The sequence below is a fragment of the uncultured Reyranella sp. genome (assembly GCF_945957355.1).
Classification (GTDB): Bacteria; Pseudomonadota; Alphaproteobacteria; order Reyranellales; family Reyranellaceae; genus Reyranella.
In genome coordinates this window covers 66,660-87,070 of sequence record NZ_CAMFKM010000008.1, presented here as the reverse complement: position 1 = coordinate 87,070, position 20,411 = coordinate 66,660, and the positions used below count along the sequence as shown (strand labels likewise).

21 protein-coding genes are annotated in these 20,411 nt (G+C 65.3%); 8 read left to right on the top strand and 13 right to left on the bottom strand.

What is annotated here, in order from left to right; genetic code table 11:
- Positions 1-2: 2 nt before the first annotated feature.
- Positions 3-935, top strand: a complete 933-nt coding sequence (locus tag Q0Q48_RS14880) for a sugar kinase (RefSeq protein WP_295139067.1) — start codon at positions 3-5, stop codon at positions 933-935.
- Here the strand turns inward: Q0Q48_RS14880 and Q0Q48_RS14875 are convergent.
- The 6 genes from Q0Q48_RS14875 to Q0Q48_RS14850 all read right to left on the bottom strand — a co-directional run bounded on the left by Q0Q48_RS14875 (position 910) and on the right by Q0Q48_RS14850 (position 6,192).
- Positions 910-1,887, bottom strand: coding sequence for a sterol desaturase family protein (locus tag Q0Q48_RS14875; protein WP_295139064.1), 978 nt, complete (start codon positions 1,885-1,887; stop codon positions 910-912). The genes Q0Q48_RS14880 and Q0Q48_RS14875 overlap by 26 nt on opposite strands.
- Before the next feature lie 7 nt (positions 1,888-1,894).
- On the bottom strand, positions 1,895-2,908 hold the full coding sequence (locus tag Q0Q48_RS14870; protein WP_295139061.1) for a PQQ-binding-like beta-propeller repeat protein: 1,014 nt from the start codon (positions 2,906-2,908) through the stop codon (positions 1,895-1,897).
- 54 nt (positions 2,909-2,962) lie between these two features.
- Positions 2,963-3,601: a bifunctional 4-hydroxy-2-oxoglutarate aldolase/2-dehydro-3-deoxy-phosphogluconate aldolase gene (gene eda, locus Q0Q48_RS14865; RefSeq protein ID WP_295139058.1), complete on the bottom strand. Its 639-nt coding sequence runs from the start codon at positions 3,599-3,601 to the stop codon at positions 2,963-2,965.
- 2 nt (positions 3,602-3,603) lie between these two features.
- Positions 3,604-4,344: an SDR family oxidoreductase gene (locus Q0Q48_RS14860; RefSeq protein WP_295139462.1), complete on the bottom strand. Its 741-nt coding sequence runs from the start codon at positions 4,342-4,344 to the stop codon at positions 3,604-3,606.
- 31 nt (positions 4,345-4,375) lie between these two features.
- A complete protein-coding gene (locus Q0Q48_RS14855; RefSeq protein ID WP_295139055.1) occupies positions 4,376-5,383 on the bottom strand; it encodes a TAXI family TRAP transporter solute-binding subunit in 1,008 nt (335 codons plus the stop codon).
- Between the two features lie 62 nt (positions 5,384-5,445).
- Positions 5,446-6,192 carry a Sir2 family NAD-dependent protein deacetylase gene (locus Q0Q48_RS14850; RefSeq protein WP_295139052.1) on the bottom strand — a complete coding sequence of 249 codons (747 nt, stop codon included), beginning with the start codon at positions 6,190-6,192 and terminating at the stop codon, positions 5,446-5,448.
- A 106-nt stretch (positions 6,193-6,298) separates the two neighbouring features.
- On the opposite strand from Q0Q48_RS14850, the gene Q0Q48_RS14845 reads away from it, so the two are divergent.
- On the top strand, positions 6,299-7,156 hold the full coding sequence (locus Q0Q48_RS14845; protein WP_295139049.1) for a polysaccharide deacetylase: 858 nt from the start codon (positions 6,299-6,301) through the stop codon (positions 7,154-7,156).
- Here Q0Q48_RS14845 and Q0Q48_RS14840 read toward each other — a convergent pair whose 3' ends face one another.
- The 7 genes from Q0Q48_RS14840 to Q0Q48_RS14810 are packed head-to-tail and all read right to left on the bottom strand — an operon-like array spanning position 7,157 to position 14,671.
- A complete protein-coding gene (locus Q0Q48_RS14840) occupies positions 7,157-7,948 on the bottom strand; it encodes a hypothetical protein (RefSeq protein ID WP_295139046.1) in 792 nt (263 codons plus the stop codon).
- Positions 7,945-8,826, bottom strand: a complete 882-nt coding sequence (locus Q0Q48_RS14835) for a phytanoyl-CoA dioxygenase family protein (protein WP_295139044.1) — start codon at positions 8,824-8,826, stop codon at positions 7,945-7,947. The genes Q0Q48_RS14840 and Q0Q48_RS14835 overlap by 4 nt, the downstream gene beginning before the upstream one ends.
- A 13-nt stretch (positions 8,827-8,839) precedes the next feature.
- Positions 8,840-9,634, bottom strand: a complete 795-nt coding sequence (locus Q0Q48_RS14830; protein WP_295139041.1) for an enoyl-CoA hydratase — start codon at positions 9,632-9,634, stop codon at positions 8,840-8,842.
- A 2-nt stretch (positions 9,635-9,636) separates the two neighbouring features.
- Complete coding sequence (locus Q0Q48_RS14825; RefSeq protein ID WP_295139038.1) at positions 9,637-10,815, bottom strand: CoA transferase; 1,179 nt, start codon at positions 10,813-10,815, stop codon at positions 9,637-9,639.
- A 22-nt stretch (positions 10,816-10,837) separates the two neighbouring features.
- Entirely contained in the window at positions 10,838-11,899 is a 1,062-nt protein-coding gene (locus Q0Q48_RS14820) for an ABC transporter ATP-binding protein (RefSeq protein WP_295139035.1), read from the bottom strand.
- Positions 11,896-13,629, bottom strand: a complete 1,734-nt coding sequence (locus tag Q0Q48_RS14815) for an iron ABC transporter permease (RefSeq protein ID WP_295139032.1) — start codon at positions 13,627-13,629, stop codon at positions 11,896-11,898. The genes Q0Q48_RS14820 and Q0Q48_RS14815 overlap by 4 nt, the downstream gene beginning before the upstream one ends.
- Positions 13,630-13,645: 16 nt before the next feature.
- Positions 13,646-14,671 carry an extracellular solute-binding protein gene (locus tag Q0Q48_RS14810; RefSeq protein WP_295139029.1) on the bottom strand — a complete coding sequence of 342 codons (1,026 nt, stop codon included), beginning with the start codon at positions 14,669-14,671 and terminating at the stop codon, positions 13,646-13,648.
- Between the two features lie 94 nt (positions 14,672-14,765).
- Here Q0Q48_RS14810 and Q0Q48_RS14805 point away from each other — a divergent pair, with 94 nt between their 5' ends.
- From Q0Q48_RS14805 to Q0Q48_RS14780, 6 genes are all read left to right on the top strand, one after another.
- On the top strand, positions 14,766-15,371 hold the full coding sequence (locus Q0Q48_RS14805; RefSeq protein WP_295139026.1) for a class I SAM-dependent methyltransferase: 606 nt from the start codon (positions 14,766-14,768) through the stop codon (positions 15,369-15,371).
- Between the two features lie 284 nt (positions 15,372-15,655).
- Positions 15,656-17,008, top strand: coding sequence for an MmgE/PrpD family protein (locus Q0Q48_RS14800; protein ID WP_295139023.1), 1,353 nt, complete (start codon positions 15,656-15,658; stop codon positions 17,006-17,008).
- Positions 17,009-17,055: 47 nt separating this feature from the next.
- Positions 17,056-17,544 (top strand): MaoC family dehydratase, encoded by a 489-nt coding sequence (locus Q0Q48_RS14795; RefSeq protein WP_295139020.1) that lies wholly within the window; start codon positions 17,056-17,058, stop codon positions 17,542-17,544.
- Complete coding sequence (locus Q0Q48_RS14790; RefSeq protein WP_295139017.1) at positions 17,544-18,704, top strand: acyl-CoA dehydrogenase family protein; 1,161 nt, start codon at positions 17,544-17,546, stop codon at positions 18,702-18,704. The genes Q0Q48_RS14795 and Q0Q48_RS14790 overlap by 1 nt, the downstream gene beginning before the upstream one ends.
- Positions 18,704-19,183, top strand: a complete 480-nt coding sequence (locus tag Q0Q48_RS14785) for a MaoC family dehydratase (RefSeq protein ID WP_295139014.1) — start codon at positions 18,704-18,706, stop codon at positions 19,181-19,183. The genes Q0Q48_RS14790 and Q0Q48_RS14785 overlap by 1 nt, the downstream gene beginning before the upstream one ends.
- The gene (locus Q0Q48_RS14780; protein ID WP_295139011.1) at positions 19,180-20,406 is read left to right on the top strand and encodes a CoA transferase; all 1,227 of its coding nucleotides are present in this window, start codon (positions 19,180-19,182) and stop codon (positions 20,404-20,406) included. The genes Q0Q48_RS14785 and Q0Q48_RS14780 overlap by 4 nt, the downstream gene beginning before the upstream one ends.
- The last annotated feature ends 5 nt before the right edge of the window (positions 20,407-20,411 follow it).

The following is a 20,411-nucleotide window of genomic DNA, read 5'->3' as shown; positions in this document are numbered from 1 at the left end:
CCATGACAACCTCTCCCGACATCGTTTGCCTCGGCGAACCCCTGATCGAATTCAACCGCCCGAAGGAAGGCGACGGCCGCACGTGGTTGCAGGGCTTCGGCGGCGATTCGCAGAACGTGGCCATCGCCGCGGCGCGCCAGGGTGCCTCGACCGGGTACCTGACGAGCGTCGGCCAGGACTGGATGGGCGACGCCTTCCTCGATCTCTGGAGAAACGAGGGCGTCGACGCCTCGAAGGTCACGCGCCATCCCACGGCGCCGACCGGAGTCAGCTTCGTCACCCATTCCGCCGCCGGCCACAAGTTCGACTACCTGCGCAAAAACTCGGCGGCGTCCCTCATGACGCCAGACGCGCTCGCCGGGGACTACATCGCGGGCGCCAGGATCCTCCACCTCTCGGCCATAGGCCAGGCGATCAGCGACAGCGCCCGGGCGACCTGTGACGTCGCCATCGACATCGCGACGAAGGCCGGCGTGAAGGTCTCCTACGACACCAATCTGCGCCTGCGGCTGTGGGACCTCGACGTCGCCCGCACGGTCATCGACGCCACCATCGCGCGCTGCGACATCGCGCTGCCGAGCCTGGATGATTCCCGGCAGCTTACCGGCCTCGAGGAGCCGGAGGCCATTGCCACCTACTATCTCGACCTTGGAGCGCCCCTGGTGGCGCTGAAGATGGGGGCCGAGGGTTCGCTGATCGCCACGCGGGACCGCCAGACCCGCATCGCGCCGCACAAGGTCGAGGCGGTCGACGCAACGGGGGCCGGCGACACATTCGACGGCGCGTTTCTGACCCGCCTCCTGGCCGGCGACAATCCGGAAACGGCGGCGCGCTATGCCAATGTCGCGGCGGCGCTGTCGACCACGGGCTACGGCGCCGTAACGCCCATGCCCGGCAGGACGGACGTGCTCAGCGCGCTGAAGCGCGCCGGCTGAAGCGCGGCAACAGCGCCCGCACGAAGCGGCCGAATACCGTCACCTGCTGGGTGAGCCAGCCGCGACCGTTGTCGGCATCGACGGCGGCATCGTCCACGCCGGTCGGCCGGGTCCCGGCGTCGTAGATCGCCGTGCCGAACAGGATGTCCCAGATCGGGAAGACCGGCGCGAAATTGTGGTTCTGAATATGCCGTTCGCCGGGAGTAGACAGGGCGTGATGCAGGCGATGGAAGCGCGGGCTGACCAGCAGGCGGTCGCCCAGCCAGCCGAAGGACATGTCAACATTGGCATGCGACCAGCTCTCGATCAGGCGGCCGACCATGAGGATGATGACATACTCGCCCGGCTGTACACCGACGAGCTGGGAGAACAGCACCAGCCCCAGGGTGATGAGCAGGTCGTCGATCACGTGGTTGCGGTCGTCCGTCCAGACCGTCACGCGACGCTGGCTGTGATGCAGGCTGTGCAGCGCCCACCACCAGCCGAAGGCATGCTGGCCCCGGTGCAGCCAGTAGGCGGCGAGATCGTAGAGCACGAAGTAGACGAGGAACGAGATCAGGGCATTGTCGCCGATCCAGGGAAGCAGGCGCTCCAGCCGCGGCGGCATGTAGCCCCAGCTCCGCACCGCCAGCTCGATCTCCTGAACCAGCGGATAGGTCAGGATGAAGATGCCAAGCGGTATGAGCCCCAGCTTGTTCAGCACCGTGTAGATGCGGTCGACCATGATGAGATCGTCGTCCTTGCCCGACTTTTCGAGCGGCCAGCGGCGCTCGAAGAAGCGCATGCCGATCGCGATCACCGCGATCTGGACAACACCCAGCATGACGAATTCGACGGCGCCGTAGCCCGGTTCGTACCAGGCCATCAGTCCGAAATGGAACAGGACGGGGCTGACGAGGGTCTCGAACAGCCAGGCTTGGACGCCGACCCAGATGTCGATCAGGTCGCGCATCGCGCGCCTACTTGGGGTCGACCGCCGTCGATGCCGCCCGAACCGGAACGCCGGTGCCGGCGGTGACGGTCGCGGTGGACTTCAGCATGAACACGCCATGCGGGGACTTGCCCACGGGCACATTGCCGACGACCTTCATCGTATCGATGTCGACGATGGCGACCCGGCGCAGGAAGCGCTGAGTGACCCACAGCTCCCTTCCGTCCGGCGTGATGTCCATGCAGTCGGGCCCGCCCGGAATGCGGACACTGCCGACGACCTTGGGTTCATCCTTGGTGTCGATCAGCGAGACCACGCCCTCGATTCGATTGCTGAGGAAGTAGTGGCGGCCATCGCCCTTCGGAAAGAAATTATGGGCGCCCTTGCCGGTCTGGAGACTACCCTTCACCGAACCGTCCTTCGGGTCGACTGTCACGATCCTGTCCTCGCCGGTCAGCGCGACCAGCATGCGCTTGTCGTCCGGCAGCATCACCACGCCCGCCGGCGCGTTGCCGACGGGAACGTTCCACTTGAGCGTCTGCGTCGCCAGATCGAAGGCGGCGAGCCGTCCACTCTGCTGCAGCGTGACGAAGACCGTCTTGGACTCGGTGTCGAAGGCGATATGGCTCGGCAGCCCATCGATGAAGATGCGACCGGCCAGCCGGAAACCGTCGGCATGATAGATATCGACATGGTCGAGCCGGTAGGCCGCCGTGACGAACCACTTGCCGTCCGGGCTGAAGCCCAGATGGTAGGGATCGAGAATGCCCTTGACGACGCGCTTGCGCTCGCCGGTCTTGATGTCGAGGCTAAGCAGCTCGTTCGTCGCCGTCGAGCCGATCAGTACTTCCTTGCCGTCCGGCGACAGGATGAGGTGGTGCGGCTCGCGTCCGACAGGCAATCGTGCGACTTCGGTCCGCGTGCTGCGGCTCAGGATGCTATAGGAAGCTTCCTCGGAATTCAGGACGAGCACGGAATCGGCTCGGGCTGCCCCGCTCGTCACAAGCGAGAGCGCCAGGGCCGCGATCGACAACCTATTCATTGGGTAGCCGGTACTCCTTGAGAATTGTCTTGAAGCACCTTTCCCCACCTTTCGCTAGCGGCGTTTGAGCGCCGAGGCCGCGGCAGCCAGCCGTTCGACCGATTGCCAGTCACCTGTTGCCACGGCGACACGCGGGGCGACCCACGAGCCGCCGACACAGGCAACGTTCGCAAGCGCGAGATAGGAAGGCGCGGTGTCGGCCGTGAGCCCGCCGGTCGGACAAAACTTCAAATCTGGCAGCGGCGCGCCCACCGCCTTGATCCATGTCAAACCGCCCGCCGCGTCGGCCGGGAAGAACTTCAGGACGCCGAACCCCAGCTCCGCCAGAGTCATGGCTTCGGAAACCGTCTGGACGCCCGGCAGGAACGGAATCCCGGACGACCGAGCCGCCCGCGCCAAGGCGGGCGTGCAGCCCGGACTAACGGCGAAGCGTGCCCCGGCGCGCTGCACCTTGTCGAGCCGGACCGGATCTAGCACGGTCCCTGCGCCGACAACGGCCTCGGGCACCTCGGCGACGATCGCCCGCAACCCGTCGAGGGCCGCTTCCGTACGCAGGGTGATCTCGAGCACCGGGAGGCCACCCTTCACCAGCGCCCGGGCGAGCGGCACGGCCGTCTCGCGCCTGTCGACCGTCAACACCGGGATGACCGCCACCCGCGCGGCGATGGCCGCCATGTCCACCGCCACGTCCATCGTCAGACGCTCCAGCCGCCGTCGATCACGTTCACCGTGCCGGTGGTGAACGCCGCCTCGTCGCTGGCGAGATAGGTCGCGAGCGCGGCGATCTCCTCGGCCGCACCGAACCGGCCGGTCGGCTGGCGTTGCAGGAAGAACTGCTTCGCATCCGCGCCGCCGCCGAGGGACGAGATGCGCTCGTCCAGCGACGGCGTCTGGACCGTGCCGGGGCAGATCGCGTTGCAGCGGATACCCCTGGAGACGTAATCGACGGCGACCGATTTGGTGAGGCCGATGACGGCGGCCTTGGTGGTGCCGTAGATGAAGCGCAGCGCAGCGCCCTTCACCGAGGAGGCGGCCGACGACATGTTGACGATCGAGCCCGAGCCCTTCTCGAGCATGCCCGGCAGGAAGGCCTGGATCGTCCAGAACATGCTGCGGACGTTTAGGTCGAAGGCGAACTGCCACTGCTCGTCGCTCGCATCCAGCACAGTGCCGTGATGGACAAAGCCGGCGCAGTTGAACAACACGTCGATGGCGCCGGTCTCGGCGGCGAGCTGGCCGATGGCGGCCTTGTCGAGCACATCGAGTTTGCGCGTCGTGATGCCGTCGACGCCGGCCAGAGCCCCGAGCTTGCCGGCATCGACGTCGGTGGCCCAGACCCTGGCCCCCTCGCCTGCGAATGCCCGCGCCGTGGCCGCACCGATCCCCTGCCCGGCCGCCGTGACGACGCAGGTCTTGCCCTTCAAACGCATTTCAATCTCCCCTGCCCTGACCTTGTTCTACGGGGCCTTACTTGATCAGGCCCTTTTCCTTGTAGAACTTCTCCGCACCCGGATGCAGCGGAATGCCCAGAGCCTGCTGCGATGTCTCGATCCGGATGACCTTGCCCTTGGAATGGCCGGAATCGAGCAGCTTGCGGGTGTTGGGATTCCACAGAGCCGCCGTGATGGCATAGATCAGCGCCTCGGGCTGCTTGACCGAGGTCGCCCAGAGGGCGTTGACGCTCACCGTCTTCACGCCGGCCACGTTCTTGTAGGCGTCGTCGGGAATCTCGTCGTTGGCGAAGAAGCCGTACTTCTTCACCAGCCCCTCCGCCTCCGGCCCGGTGATCGACACGAGGTCGATGCCGGTCGTCACGGCCAGCTCGGAGATCGCGCCGTTGGGCCAGCCGCTCACGCTGAAGAAGGCGTCGAGCTGCCCATCCTTGAGCTTATCGGCCGCCTGCTGGGTCTTCAGGTATTCGGCCTTCATTTCCTTTTCGGTGAGCCCGTAGGCCGCAAGGATCAGCCGCGCATCGACCAGCGTCCCGGAGCCCGGCTCGTCGAGCGACACGCGTTTGCCCTTCAGGTCCGCCACCGACTTGATGCCGGCCCCCTTGCGGGCGACGAGCTGGAAGCTTTCCGGATAGAGGCTGGCGATGGCGCGCAGGCCGTCCGCCTTGGGACGCCCCTCGTAGATGCCGGTGCCGTGATAGGCCCAGTAGGCCACGTCGGACTGGACGAAGCCAGACTGCATGGTGCCGGCGGCGATGCCGTTTGCATTCGCGACCGAGCCGTTGGAGGCGACCGAGGTGGCGACCAGTCCCGGCACGCCGCAGGAGCCGCCGTCGGCGCAGGCCCGCGATCCGGGCGGATTGGAAATGGCATTGGCGATCAGCCCGCCGATGGGGAAGTAGGTGCCGGCGGTGGCGCCGGTGCCGATGCGGAAGAAGGTGATATCCTGCGCGCGTGCAGGCATGCCGGCCAGCGCGGCGGTCCCGAAGCCACCCAGCAGCGCAGTCCTGCGATTGATCCGCATTGGAGTCTCCTTGCTCTGCGGCGATTAAATCGCGTCCGGCCCCGTGCCGCAACGATCGGCGTTCAATTGACGCCGATGGCGCGACTCAAGGTCGGCCCGATCTCCTTGTGAATGACCAGATCGGCATCGTCGTCCTGGTCGGTGGGATCGCGATTCACGATGACAATCCGGGCGCCATTGCGGCGGGCGAGTTGCGGAAATCCGGCAGCGGGATAGACGACCAGCGAGCTTCCCAGCACGATGAACAGGTCGCAGGCCAGCGTCTCCTCCTGTGCCCGCAGCATCGGCACCTCGGGCATCGCCTGGCCGAACGAGATCGTCGCGGTCTTCACGATGCCTTCGCATTTTTCACAGATCGGCAGCGTGCCCTTCTCCAGGAACGCCCTCCGGATCGGGGCGAGTTCGTGACGATGCCCGCAGTCCAGGCACGTGGCATAGGTCGTATTGCCGTGCAGTTCGATGACCTTCGAATCCGGCACGCCCGAACGCTGGTGCAGCCCGTCGACGTTCTGCGTGATGATCGCGCTCATACGTCCCTGCTCCACCAGCTTGGCGAGCGCGCGGTGGCCGGCATTGGGCTCGGCCTCGAGTATGGTCTCGTCGGTGGCGAACTTGCGGCTCCACGATTCGCGGCGCATCTCGTCGGAGGCCATGAAATCGTCGAAGTAGATGGGCTTGTAGCGGGTCCAGATCCCGCCCGGTGACCGGAAATCCGGGATACCCGACTCGGTCGAGATGCCCGCGCCCGTGAAGGCCACGATTCGCGTGGCCGCATCGACCATATCGCGCAGGCGTTCGGCTTCATCCATCGCTGTCCTCCGTGTGTCGTCAGGATAGCATCCGGCGATGGGCGTGCACGACAAACCGGCCTAAGCTCTGCCGCCCGTCTCAGGGATCCCTCGCAGGAGCCGCCGCATGCCGCGCCACATCGTCTGCCTGACCTTCGACCACGACCACCTCTCCGGCTTCATCGCCCGCGGCATGACCTCTCCTACCGCGATCTCGCGCGGCGAGTACGACGTCGTGGTCATCCCGCGGCTGGTCGCCCTGATGGAACGCTACGGAATCAAGGGCACCTTCTTCACGCCCGGCCACACGATCGACAGCACACCGCAGGCCGTGGCGCCCTATGTCGAGGCCGGGCACGAGCTCGCCCATCACGGCTGGACGCACCGCCTGCCCGTCTCGCTCTCCCGGGAGGAGGAAGAAGAGGAGATCGTGCGCGGCAACGAGTCGATCAAGCGCATCAGCGGCCGCACCGCGCGCGGCTATCGCTCGCCCGCCTGGGATCTCTCTCCCCATTCCATAGAGCTGCTGCTGAAGCACGGCATCCGGTACGACAGCTCAATGATGGGCCACGACTACGATTGCTACTTCGCCCGCCAGGGCGACGTCGCCGAACTGATGAAGCCGTTCGTGCGCGGCCGCGAGACGCAGCTGCTCGAGATGCCGATCAGTTGGTCGCTCGACGACTTCCCCCACTTCGAATACATGCGCCTGCCCAACGGCTCGGTGCAGCAGGGCCTGATGAACGCCAGCAACGTGCTCGACAATTTCGTCGATGACTTCACTTACATGACCCGCGTCCAGCCCGATTTCGGCATCCTCACCTACACGTTTCATCCGCACGTGATCGGCCGCGGCCATCGCATGATGATGCTCGAACGCCTGATCCAGCGCCTGATCGAGGGCGGCGCGATGTTCATGACGATGGAACAGGCGATGGGCGAATGGCTCGCGCGCAACCGGGGCGCGCACAAGGCGGCGGAGTAGCTACAGCGACGTACCCCGCGCCACCCGGATAGCCCGACAGATCGTGACCATCTTGCCGATGGCGTGATCGACGAACAGGCCGACGGCTTTCTCGATCTCGACAGCGTGTGCCGGCCGGTCGGCCGAGATTGAGCGCGCGAGCCTGCTGGCGAGAGTGGCAGCCTTCCTGCGGTTGTCGAGAATCGCCCTGCGCAGGGAACCGTCGGCTGCGACCGGCGCCAACGCACCCTCGAGGCGCTGCAGGAACGACGGGGCATGGGCCAGGTGGCGGTACATACTAGCCAGGATCAGCGGCTGGGGTTCGTCGCCGAACTTGTTGAGGCGCAGGACCAGCGACCAGGTCTCGGGAGCGACGTCTTCCTCGGAGGCGAGCTTGGGCAGGAGCAGGTCGGGCGCCGCCTTGCGCGGGCCCGGCGCGATCGTGCCGTCGCACGCCAGCTCGCCGTTCAGCCAGGCCCGCAGGGCGCCGAGGGCGAAGAGGTTGATGGTGTTGGAATGGTCGTAGCTCGCCAGCACGGCATCTACGCTGGCGAGCTCCTCGCCGGCGAGCGAAGGCAGCCTCGGAACGTCCATCGCCCGATGGAATGCCGCCATTGCAGCGTCCGGCAGCCCGGCGAGATAGAGCGGCTTCACCGCCGCCCAGGCCCAGGGCAGCGCACCGTCCATGGTGGCGAGATGGCGCCAGACGAGATTGACCACGCGCACGCCGACAGTGGTCCGGATATCGGCAAACAAATCGGCGATCTCCCCGGTGGCCGCAGCCTCCGTTATCGCTGGCAGCGGATCGCTCACTCGGCAGCCTGCTTTGATTCCTGGCCGATCACGGTGAAGAAGGAGGCCGTCTTCGGCTGCTTCGGCAATTCGACCAGACCTTCCTTGAGGCGGGCAAAGCGGGCTTCCTTGCCGCGCACGATGCGCCCCTCGTTGAGGCTCGGCATCGGGTTGCGCGCGATCGGCACGGCATCGGCTGCCGTGTAGACGCAGATGTAGAGCCCACGCGACTTGTCGGCGCTGTTGGCGGCCGAGCCGTGCAGCAGCCGGGTATGCATCAGGCAGACGCTGCCCGCCTTGCCGAGGCAAGGCACCGACCGGTCGAGCGCTTTCTTCTCCTCGTCGGGCGCGACCGCGCCGGTGAACCGCTCGCCCTCGAACAGAGACAGGACTGGCCCCTTGTGCGAACCGGGCACCACGGTGAGACAGCCGTTGCTTTCGTCGACATCGTCGAGGAACAGCAGCGCCGTCACGATGTCGTCGTTGGTGTGCGGCGTATAGGCAAAGTCCTGATGGTAGTTGACCTCGGTGCGCGCGCCCGGGAGCTTGAGATTGATCTTGCAGTGGTGGAACTTCACGTCTGGCCCGATCAGCGCCGCCACCATGTCGACCATGCGGGCGTCGAGCATGACCTCGCGATAGGCGTCGGAAATATCGGAAGGATTGTTGATGCGCCGCAGTGCTGGCTTCTCCGCGCTGTGCTCGGCGCCCATGTCGAAGCGCGGGCGGCCGTCTACGGTGGGAGGGCCGAAGGGTGCGGCATGAGCCCTGCTCTGCTCGACCCACGCCTCGATCTCACCCTTCAAAGCGGCGAGCTGCGCCGGGGTGACGGCGTCCTCCACCATGAGATACCCGTCGCGCCAGAACGCGTCGCGTTGCTCCTGTGTCAGCGCCGTCATCGCCGTCTCCTGTTCAGCGTCCTTTGAATACCGGCTTACGCTTCTCCATGAAGGCCGTGCGGCCCTCGATGTAATCCTCGGAATCGAAGCACTTCTTCACCAGCTCGTTGAGGTGGGCGAAGTCCGGCTCGCCGTCGAGGCGCGTCAGCTCCTCGATCGTGCGCTTGGCGGCATGCATGGTGAGCGGTGCATTCTCGCCGATCATCCGGCAGTAGTTGTCGACGTAGGAATCGAGCTCGGAATCGGGCACGACGCGCGTGACCAGCCCCATGCCGAAAGCTTCCTGGGCATTGAAGTGCCGTGCGGTGAAGAAGATCTCCTTGGCGTGGGACGGGCCCACGAGGTCGGTCAGGATCTTCAGCCCGCTGGCGCGATAGCCCAGTCCGAGGCGGGCGGCCGGTACGCCGAACTTGCTGTCCTCCGAGGCGATGCGGATGTCGCAGAGCAGCGACACCGCCAGCCCGCCGCCGATGCAGTAGCCGCGGATACGCGCGATCGTGGGCTTGGAGCACTTGTTTAGGCGCCGGTTGGCCGCCTCACCGATCTTGTCGTAGTAGGCGACCTGCTCCGGCGTGTTGCGTGCCTTCTCGAATTCCGAGATATCGGCGCCCGAGACGAAGGCCTTGTCGCCCGCGCCGGTGACGACCACGACGCGGATCGCCGGGTCCTTCTCAAACTCATCGAGAATGACCGGAATCGCCTCCCACATGTCGGTCGAGGTGGCGTTGTGCTTGTGCGGCTTGTTGAAGATGAGCCGGCCGACCGGTCCCACCTTCTCCGCGATCATGTTCGGCGTCGGGCTGATCATGCTCAGATCACGCCCCGCTTGCGGAAGTCGGCGATGGCCGCGTCATCGAACCCGGCCTCCTTCAGCACGGCGTCGGTATGCTCGCCCTGCTCCGGCGTCGCCGTCTTCATCTCGAACGGCGTGCGGCTCATGTTGATGGCCTGGCCTATCAGCTCGATGTCGCCCAGCTTGGGCGAGTGCACGGGATGGGCCATCTTCAGGTGCTTGACCTGGGGATCGGCGAACATCTCGTCCATCTTGTAGATCGGGCCTGCGGGGACGCCTGCCTTGTTCAGCTTCTCGACCAGGTCGGCGCTGCTGTACTGCGCCACACGCTTGTTGATCTCGTCGTTCAGCGCGTCGCGGTTCTTCGCGCGTGCCTTGTCGGTGCTGAACCGCTCGTCCGTGTAGAGTTCCGGTGAATTCACCGCCTCGCAGAAGCGCTTGTAGATGTGGCCGCCGGACGCCGCGATGTTGATGTAGCCGTCCTTGGTCTTGAAGACGCCGGTCGGAATCGAGGTCGGATGATTGTTGCCGGCCTGGCCGGGCACTTCCTTCGACATGGTCCAACGCGCCGCCTGGAAGTCACACATCGAGATCATAGCCTGCAGCAGCGAGCTCGACACCCACTGGCCCTGCCCCGACGTCTCGCGCTCCAGCAACGCGATCAGGATGCCGATGGCGCAGTGTAGACCCGCGCCCACGTCAGCCACGGCGATGCCGGCCCGCATCGGGCCCTCGCCCGGATTGCCGGTCACCATCATCAGGCCGCCCATTCCCTGGGCGATCTGGTCGAAGCCGGCGCGCTCGGCATATGGCCCGTCCTGGCCGAAGCCCGAGATCGATCCGAGGACGATGCGCGGGTTCACCTTCTTAAGGCTCTCATAGTCGATGCCCAGGCGGAATTTCACGTCGGCGCGGTAGTTCTCGACCACCACGTCGGCCTGCTCCACCAGCTTCATGAAGACGGCCTTGCCGTCCGGCTCCTTGAGGTTGAGCGTGATCGACCGCTTGTTGCGATGCAGGTTCTGGAAGTCCGGTCCATGGCGCGGCCCGCCCATGTCCATCTCGCCGGCCGACGGCGGCATCTCGACCTTGATGCAGTCCGCGCCCCAGTCGGCGAGGTAGCGCACGGCGGTCGGACCGGCACGCACGCGCGTCAGGTCGAGGACTTTGAAACGGGCTAGCGGTCCTGCGGTCATGCTCTCACTCTACGTTTGGAAGCTACTCTACCCGTACCATGGCGGACGGCGCGATCTCCAGCCAGACGCGGCCGCCGACCTCGAAAACGGCGGTCGGCGCCGTCGACACGCGCAACGGCTTCGTGCCGCCCTGCGGTCGGACCTGATAGTCCCAATATTCGCCGAGATAGGAGCGGTCGACGATCTCGGCCTCGATCGCGAGGCCAGGGGCACCCGGCTTCCGGGTCGAAAGACCGATCGCCTGCGGGCGCAGCGAATACAGGAGCTTCCCGCTGCCGGCCGCTCCCTCGAGCGCCGCGGCGGGCGCACCGAAGCCGTCGAAGCGTACCTCGTTTCCCTGCAAGGTGCCTTCGACGAAGTTCGTGCGGCCGATGAAACCGGCCACGAAGCGGCTCTTTGGGCGTCCGTAGAGCACATGCGGTGCATCGATCTGCTCGATCTTGCCCTTGTTCATCACGACGATCCGGTCCGAGGTCACCATCGCCTCGGACTGGTCGTGGGTGACGTAAACGGTCGTGATTTTGAATTCATCGTGCAGCCGGCGGATCTCGAAGCGCATCTCCTCGCGCAGGTTGGCGTCGAGATTCGACAGCGGCTCGTCGAGCAGCAGCACCTCGGGCTCGACGACGATGGCGCGGGCCAGGGCCACCCTCTGCTGCTGGCCGCCCGACAGCTCGGCCGGGTATCGGCCCTTGAGGTTGCGCATCTGGACGACGTCCAGGATCTTGTCGACCCGGCGGTCGATCTCGGCGCGCGACAGCTTCCGGATCTGCAGGCCGAAGCCGACATTCTCGCCCACCGTCATGTTGGGCCAGATGGCGTAGCTCTGGAAGATCATCGACATGCGGCGATGCTCGGGCGGCACGACACCCGAGGCAGAGGAAATCTGCTTGCCGTCCATCTCGATGCTGCCGCCGCTCGGCGGCATGAAGCCCGCGATCATGCGCAGGGTCGTGGTCTTGCCGCAGCCCGACGGGCCCAGCAAAGAGACGAATTCGCCCGGGGCAAGTTCCAGCGAGAAATCCGCCACCGCCTCGAACGCGCCGTAGCGCTTGGCGACGTTCTTCAAAACCAGCTTGCTCATGTCGCGTTACGCCTCAGCATGAAGTCGCGGCCCAGGGCCTTTTGGCCGATCCAGAGGAGCGGCAGGGTCAGCACCTGCAAGACCAGAGCCAGTGCGGCGAGGCGTTCGAAATTCCCCTCCTCGCTCATGTCGAAGATCATGACGGATGCCACCTTCGTGTTGGGGCCATAGAGGAAGATCGCCGCCGACAGTTCGCGCGTCGCCGGAATGAAGATCAAAAGCCAGGCGCCCATCATGTTTCGCTTGAGCAGCGGAGCCACCACACGCCGCAGCGCCGTCAGCCGGCTGCCGCCCAGCACGCGTACCGCCTCTTCCATCTCCGGGTTGAGGCTGTTGATGGCGGCACTGGCATTGACGTAGCCCACCGGCAGAAAGCGTGTGGTGAAGGCCAGGATCATGATTAGCGCCGTGCCATAGAGCGCCAGCGGCGGCGGCGCGTAGGCGGCGTAAAAGCCGATCGCCAGCACCACCCCGGGGATCACGAACGGCGCCACGCAGAGAAAGCCCAGCACGCCACCGAAGGGGATCAGTCGCCGCGCGACGATATAGGCCACGCCCAGGGTCAGGAACACCGCGACGGTGGCGCTGATCCCGCCATAGACGAAGCTATTGATGACCGACTGGGCGGCCGTCGCGTGCTCGAAGAGGATGAAGTGGAAGTTCGCCCACGTGATGTTGTCGAGGGCGAAGCCGCGCCCCCAGGCCTTGGCGAAGGCCGACTGGATCAGGAAGATGTAGGGGAGGAATACCGCCAGCGCCGCAACGAACATTGCGTAGCCGAACACGACCCAGCGCCAGCGGCCGAGCAGGATCGGACGCCGCTCGCCGCCCTTGCCGGTCAGCGCCACGAAACCCTTGCGCCGCACGATCAGCCGCTGGACCAGCACCAGCAGGATCGTGACGCCCAGCAGCGGCATGGCATAGGCCGCGGCCACCTCGACCCGCACGGGGTTGCCGAAGAACTGGAAGAGCTGTGTCGTCACCACGTTGAAGCGCGCCGGAATGGCGATCATCGCGGGCGAGCCGAACAGGGCGATCGCTTCCAGGAAGCAGATGATCATGCCGCCCAGGATGGCCGGCAACGCCAGCGGCAGGGTCACCTTGCGCATGGTCCGCCACGGTCCCGCCCCCAGGATGTTGGCGGCATCCTCCATCTCCGACGACACCAGCTCGAGCGCCGCCGTCGTGAAGATGAAGATGTAGGGGAAGGAATAGAGCGCGATGACGACGGCGAGACCGGTGAAGCTATAGATGTTGAAGGGCCCCGCCTCCGCTCCGGTCGCCATCATGTAGAAGCGGTTCAGCCAGCCGGCATTCGGGCCGGCCAGCAGGATCCACGCGACGGCGCCCGTGTAGGGCGGCGTGATGAAGGTCGCCAGCACCAGCATGCGGGTGAGCCCGCGGCCCGGCATGTTGGTGCGTGCCACGGCCCAGGCCAGCGGAACCGCGAAGATGCCCGCCAGCAAAGCGGACACGGCGCCGAGCTTGAGCGAATTGAACAGGGCTTCGACGTAGCGGGCGCGTCCATAGGCGGTCGCATAGTTCGACAGGGTGAAGTCGCCCGTGCGCTCCGCCTGGAAGCTGGTGATGACCAGATAGACGAACGGACTCACGACCAGGAACAGGAGGACCGCGATGATCGCGATCCACAGGAGCCAGGACGAATCGAAGCTGCTGGTGCGCACGGGGCGCACCGGCATCGCGTCGATCGCCGGAGCCGTTACCGACATGTTCGGGCGCCGACGTTCAGTTGCCGAACGTGTCGCGCCACTGCTCGATCACTTCCGGGATGCCCTTGTCGACTTCCGCAACGGTCGGCCGGATCACCTTGATCTCGTTGATCGGCTTGGCACCCGGAGGCGACGGCACCTCGGGGCGCATCGGGATGCCGAAGTGCTTGGCGTTAATCTTCGACGCCTCGATCGTGTAGAGGTACTCCATGAAGAGCTTGGCGGAGTTGGGATGCTTTGTTCCCTTCATGATCGCCGACGGCGAGATGATGAGAACCGCCCCGTCGGACGGATACACCACGGCCAGCGGATTGCCGCGCGACGCGCTGAACAGCGTCGAACCATCCGAACCCGCCGCCACCTGACGCTCGCCGGCGTTCAGCGCCGTCACCGTGTCGTTGATCGAACGACCGATCTGCGGCTTGTTCTTCTCGAGCTTGTCGAAATACTGCCAACCGTAGAGCTTCTTCATCGAGAGCACCCAGGTCCCGACATACCCCGAGAAGCCCGGATGGCCGGTCGAGACCTTGCCCTTCCATTTGATGTCGAGCAGGTCTTCCCATTTCTTGGGCGCGTCCTCTGCCTTCACCTTCGTGGTGTTGTAGGTGAGCACGACCATGCCAGCCGCCGTGGTCTGATAGAAGCCGTCGGGGTCGAAGTTCTGGAACACCGGAGAGATCTTCGACATGTTCTCCGGCACATACTTGTCTAAGCGGCCTTCCGCCTTCAGGCGGGCATAGTGACCGAGATCTGTCGACGAGAAGACGTCGCAGATCGTCTGGTTGTTCTTGAGGTCCTGCAGGAGCCGCTGATAGGCGACCTGCGCCGTCGTCCGCACGACATTGACCTTGATGCCGTACATCTCTGTGAAGCCGCGTCCCAGGTCCTCCGCCCCTTCGGACGTGTAGTGGGCAACGTACCAGGTGAGTTCGCCTTCCTTCTTGGCGGCGTCAACGAGCGCATTCATGTCCGCGCGCGCCGCCAGCGGCAAGAACGCAGCGGCCAGCGCGAAGGCCACGACAAGGCTTCCCAACCTCTTCATCAGTTCCTCCCAGATCGTTAATTCGTTAGTTATGGTTTGCGATACGATCATACGACGCGCGCCATCACAAGCGCCGGAGAGCAAGAGAACGCGCATGACGGAAAGCAGTCGATCCGCCGGATGGGCGGCGTATTACCAGCAGCTTCGCGATCGTCCGCCGCGCAAGACGCTGCTCGCCGCGCTCGATGCGTTCGGCGACGCACCGCCTGACGCCCTCGTCATGGATCTCGGCTGCGGCGACGGACGCGACGTGATCGAGGAGTTGCGCCGCGGCTGGAAGGTCATCGCCGTCGACGCCGAGCCCGAGGCGCTGCGACAACTACAGGCCCGCAACCTGCCGGAAGGTTGCGACGTGACGCCGGTAAATGCGCGGCTCGAGGAGGTCCCGATCCCGCTCGGCGTCCGTCTCGTGAATTCGAGTTTCGCCATGCCCCTTTGCGAACCTAAAGCCTTCCACCGAACCTGGGAGCGCATCCGCGAAGCCCTTCCCCCGGGCGGCCGCTTCTCGGGCCAATGGTACGGGCCGCGCGACAGCTGGGCCGGTCGTCCCGGCATGACCTTCGTCTCGCGCGAGGAAGCGCTTGGCCTGCTCCAGGGCTTCGAGGTGGAGATGTTCGGCGAGGAGGAAGCCGATGGCGTCACGCCGCGCGGCAACGCCAAGCACTGGCACATCTTCCATATCGTCGCGAAGAAACTCTAGGCAGGCCGCCCCCGCTGTGCGACGCTCAACCTCCCATCAACATCGAAAGGAGGTGATCCTGTGAACCACACCATCACGACGCCGGCGATCTCTGCAGTTGCCGCCACCAGGATCGTTCCTGCAATGGCTTGGTGCTGCCGGTAACGGGGTCACCGATAGTCGGCACAAAGCCGCCTCCGGGCGGCTTTGTTGTGTCTGGGCCGTATCGATGCGCGAAAGCCCAGATGGTGGACAAGGCGGCGTGCGGTGGCCGACACTTGCGTAATAAGGTTCAGGAGGAAATCATGGCTGCCGTCGTTCCGGTTACGGCCGAAATCGCCAAGCGCGCCGCCACCCTGGCGTGGCAGGACCTGCCGGAGGATCTGGTCGAGCGCACCCGGCAGTGCCTGCTCGACTGGTTTGCCGTCACCATCGCCGGCGCTCAGGAAGAGCTGACCGGCATCCTGGTAAGCGAGGCGCTGGAGGATGGCGCCAAAGGTCCCGCGACGCTGGTCGGGCGCTCCGAGACAGTGCTGCCGTCCACCGCCGCCCTGATCAACGGCGCTGCCAGCCACGCCCTCGACTATGACGACGTGAACTTCTCGATGGGTGGCCATCCCACCGTTACCGTCGTTCCCGCCCTTCTCGCTCTCGGCGAACAGATGGGAGCGTCCGGGCGCCTATTCATCGAAAGCTTCGTGGCGGGCTACGAGACCTCGGGCCGTGTCGGCCGGCTCGTGGCGCCCAGCCACTACCAGAAGGGTTTCCATGTCACCGGCACGGTCGGCTCCTTCTCGGCCGCAGCCGCTGCGGGCCGCATGCTGGGCCTCAGCGACCGGCAGCTCGCCGTAGCCTTCGGCATCGCCGCGACGCAGGCGGCCGGCCTCAAATCGAATTTCGGCACGATGTGCAAGCCGCTGCACGCCGGCACTGCCTCGGAGCATGGCTTGCGGGCCGCACGCCTGGCCGCCAGGGGGTTCACAGCCCGCGGCGATTCGCTGGAATGCGACCAGGGCTTTGCCTCGTCGCAGAGCGATCATCTGAACGCCGAGGCGGCGCTGGGTGAGCCGCCGTCCGGCTGGCACCTCCGCAACAACCTCTTCAAGTACCACGCGGCCTGCTATCTGACGCACGCGCCCATCGAGTGCGCCAAGGAGATCCGGCTGAAGAACAATTTCCCGCCCGAGCGGGTGCAGAAGATCCTGCTCAGGATCGACTCGGGCGCCGACAAAGTCTGCAACATCCCCAACCCGACCACGGGCCTCGAAGCCAAGTTCTCGCTGCGCCAGACCGTGGCCATGGCACTCACCGGAGTCGATACGGCCAATCTCGAGTCCTACAACGAGGCCGTGACCCAGGAGCCGCGCATCAAGGAGCTGCGCGACAAGATGGCCATCGAGTTCCAGCCGCACTGGGCGCACTCGCTGGCCGAGATGGCGATCCAGCTCGACGACGGAACGACCATCGAGGTCACTCACGATTCCGGCATTCCCTGGGCCGACCTCGCGAAGCAACGCCAGGCGATCGAGACCAAGTTCGACAGTCTCGTGACGCCGCTGCTCGGCGCCGCCGGCACCCGTCGCCTGCACGATGCCATCGAACGTATCGACAGCCTGGACGATGTCGGCGAACTGGTGCGTGCGTCGGCGAAGAATTGATCGTATTCCTCGCCCCGGCAGGGCGAGAAGCGTAGACAGGAGTAGGAATGACAGAGGATTTCAGGGCCCGCGCCCGGCTGGTGCCCAAGGGCAACCGCTATGAGGATTTCGAGGTCGGCCGCGTGTTCCGGCACCATTGGGGTCGCACGATCACCGAGTCCGAGAGCACGCTCTTCTCGACGCTGACCTTGCACTTCAACCCGCACTACTACAATGCCGCCTACGCGCAGGCGCACGGCCACCCCGGCATCGTGGCCAATCCCCTGCTCGTCTTCACGACGGTGTTCGGTCTCACGGTCGAAGATCTCAGCGAGGGCGGCGGGCCGTTCCTCGGCGTCAACGAACTCACCTATCATCAGCCCGTCTATCCCAGCGATTCGCTGCGCGCGGAATCAGTCGTGCTCGACCGGCGTGTCTCGGACTCCCACAAAGGGTTCGGCATCGTGAGCTGGCACAGCAGGGGCTTCAACCAACGCGAAGAACTCGTCATCGATTTCAAGCGCACCAATCTCGTCCGTCTCAGGAATCCCCAGTAATGCCTTTCCTTACCGAAGAACGCCGCATGATCCAGGAGCAGGCGCGCGAGTTCACGCTGAACGAAGTGCTGCCGGTCGCCAACAAGCTCGACCCCGAGAAGGGCGACATCCCGATGGAGCTGCGCGAGAAGATGGCCGAGCTCGGCTATTTCGGCATCCTGATCCCGGAAGAATACGGCGGCCTGGGCCTTGGCTGCTCGGAATACTGCCTGGTCACCGAGGAACTGTCGCGCGGCTGGATGAGCGTCGCCTCGATCATCGCGCGCGGCAACCTGCTGATCGGCTCGCATGAGATGAGCGAGGAGCAGCGCAAGCGCTACCTCCCGCGCATGGCCAAGGGCGAGTTCCTGGGCGCCTTCTCGATGTCCGAACCCAACGCCGGCTCCGACATCTCCAACATCTCCTGCCGCGCCAGGAAGGACGGCGACGGCTACCTGATCAGCGGCAACAAGTACTGGTGCACCTTCGCCGACGGCGCCGACTTCATGATCATCATCGCCCGCACGTCGGATGCGCCTCCGGGCAAGCGCCATCTCGGCCTCTCGATGTTCTTCGTCGAGAAGAAGCGCGGCGAGCTACCCAAGGGTGTGAACGGCGCGCCAATCCCCAAGATCGGCTACTTCGGCTGGAAGACCTGGGAGCTGGCCTTCGACAATTTCCGCGTCGAAGCCTCCGACATGATCGGCAAGGAAGGCCATGCCTTCTACTACGCCACCTCGGGCCTCGAGACGGCGCGCGCCCACACCGCCGCCCGCGCCATCGGCCTCGCCCAGGGCGCGCTGGACGATTCGATCCAGTACGCCAACGACCGCAAGCAGTTCGGCCACTCGATCTCCGACTTCCAGGCGATCCGCTTCAAGATCGCCGACATGGCCACGCAGATCGAGGCCGCACGCCAGCTCATGTATTTCGTCTGCGAGCAGATCGACACCGGCCAGCGTTGCGACAAGGAAGCCTCGATGGTGAAGCTGTTCGCCTCCGAGATGGCCGAGCGGGTCTGCAGCGAAGGCCTGCAGATCCATGGCGGCGCCGGCTACACGACCCTGCACGCCATCGAGCGGCACTGGCGCGATGCGCGCCTGACCAAGATCTTCGAGGGCACCTCGGAGATCCAGAAGCGCATCATCTCCGACCGTCTACTCGGCCGCGGGAGGAACTGATGAAAGTCTCCGCACTCACGGGCAAGCACAACTACTTCGAAGACTTCACGGTCGGCGACGTGATGAAACACGCCCGCGGCAAGACGGTGGAGCCGATGGAGCAGGTCTGGATCACCAACGTGACCATGAATACGGCGGAGGCCCACTTCAACGAGCACCTGACCCAGTCGATGCCCTACGGCAAGCGGCTGGGCTTCGGCGGCGTCACCATCTCCATGTGCATCGGCCTCGCCGCCGAGGATACGGCGGAGAACGCGCTGATGGAACTCGGGATGGACAAGATCCGCCTCAAAGGGCCGCTCCATCACGGCGACACGCTCTATTGCTACACCGAGGTGCTGGAGAAGAAGGACGCCAAGCAGGAAGATGCCGGCATCGTCCGCTTCAAGCATTACGGCGTAAACCAGGACGACAAAAACATCTTCGAAGGCGAGCGCACCGTCCTGATCAAGCGGCGCAGCCACTGGGGAGACAAGTGAGCGGTACCGAAGTCCTTGGTGCGCTCGATGGCGTGAGGATCGTCGACCTCACCCAAATGCTGGCCGGCCCCTACTGCACGATGCTGCTGGCCGACCAGGGCGCGGAGGTCATCAAGGTCGAGCCGCTCGACGGCGACCACACGCGCATCATCGGCCCCTATCATGCAGACGATAAACTCAAGGCATTCGGCGGCTACTTCGCGTCGGTGAACCGCAACAAGAAGTCGATCGCCATCGACCTCAAGACGGAGGCCGGCCGCGAGCTCGTCCTGAAGCTTTGCGACAACGCCGACGCGGTGGTCGAAAACTACCGCGGCGGCGTCATGGATCGCCTGGGCCTCAGCTACGAGACGCTGCACGCCCGCAACCCCAAGCTGGTTTATGCCACGATCCGCGGCTTCGGCGATGTGCGCACGGGCAAGAGCCCCTACGCGGACTTCCCGGCCTACGACGTCATCAGCCAGGCGATGGGCGGCATCATGGCCATCACCGGCCCCGATAAGGACACGCCGATGAAGGTCGGGCCCGGCGTCGGCGACATCGTGCCCGCCATCACCTGCGCCTTCGGCATCGTCTCGGCGATCCTGCACGCCTACAAGACCGGCAAGGGCCAGTTCGTCGACGTCGGCATGGTCGATGCGATCCTCGCGGTCTGCGAGCGCATCATGCACCAGCATTCCTATGCGCAGACGCTGCCGCATCCCGAGGGCAATCATCATCCCCTGCTCTGCCCGTTCGGCATGTTCCCGGCGAAGGACGGCTTCGTGACGATCGCCGCCCATGCCGACGCGCACTTCCCGATCCTGTGCCGATTGATCGACAGGCCGGAGTTCGCGACCGATCCGCGCTTCATCACCGTGCAGGACCGCCGGGCCAACCAGGATGTGCTCATCGCCGCCGTCTCGGACTTCACGTGCCTGCGCACCAAGCAGGAGCTGCTGAAGCATTTTGGCGGCAAGGTGCCCTTCTCGCCGGTCTACAACGTGCGCGACATCGTCGCCGATCCCCATTTCAAGGCGCGGGATATGCTGCCCTGGGTGCCGCATCCCGGGCTCGACCACGAGGTCCAGATCGCGGGCGTCGCCGTGAAGATGACCGAAACACCCGGCAAGGTGCGCCATCGCGCGCCGTTGCTGGGCGAGCACACCGACGAGTATCTGAAGACCATCGGGCTCGGCGCGGGCGACATCGCCCGTCTGCGCGCCGACAAGATCGTAGCTTAAGGAGA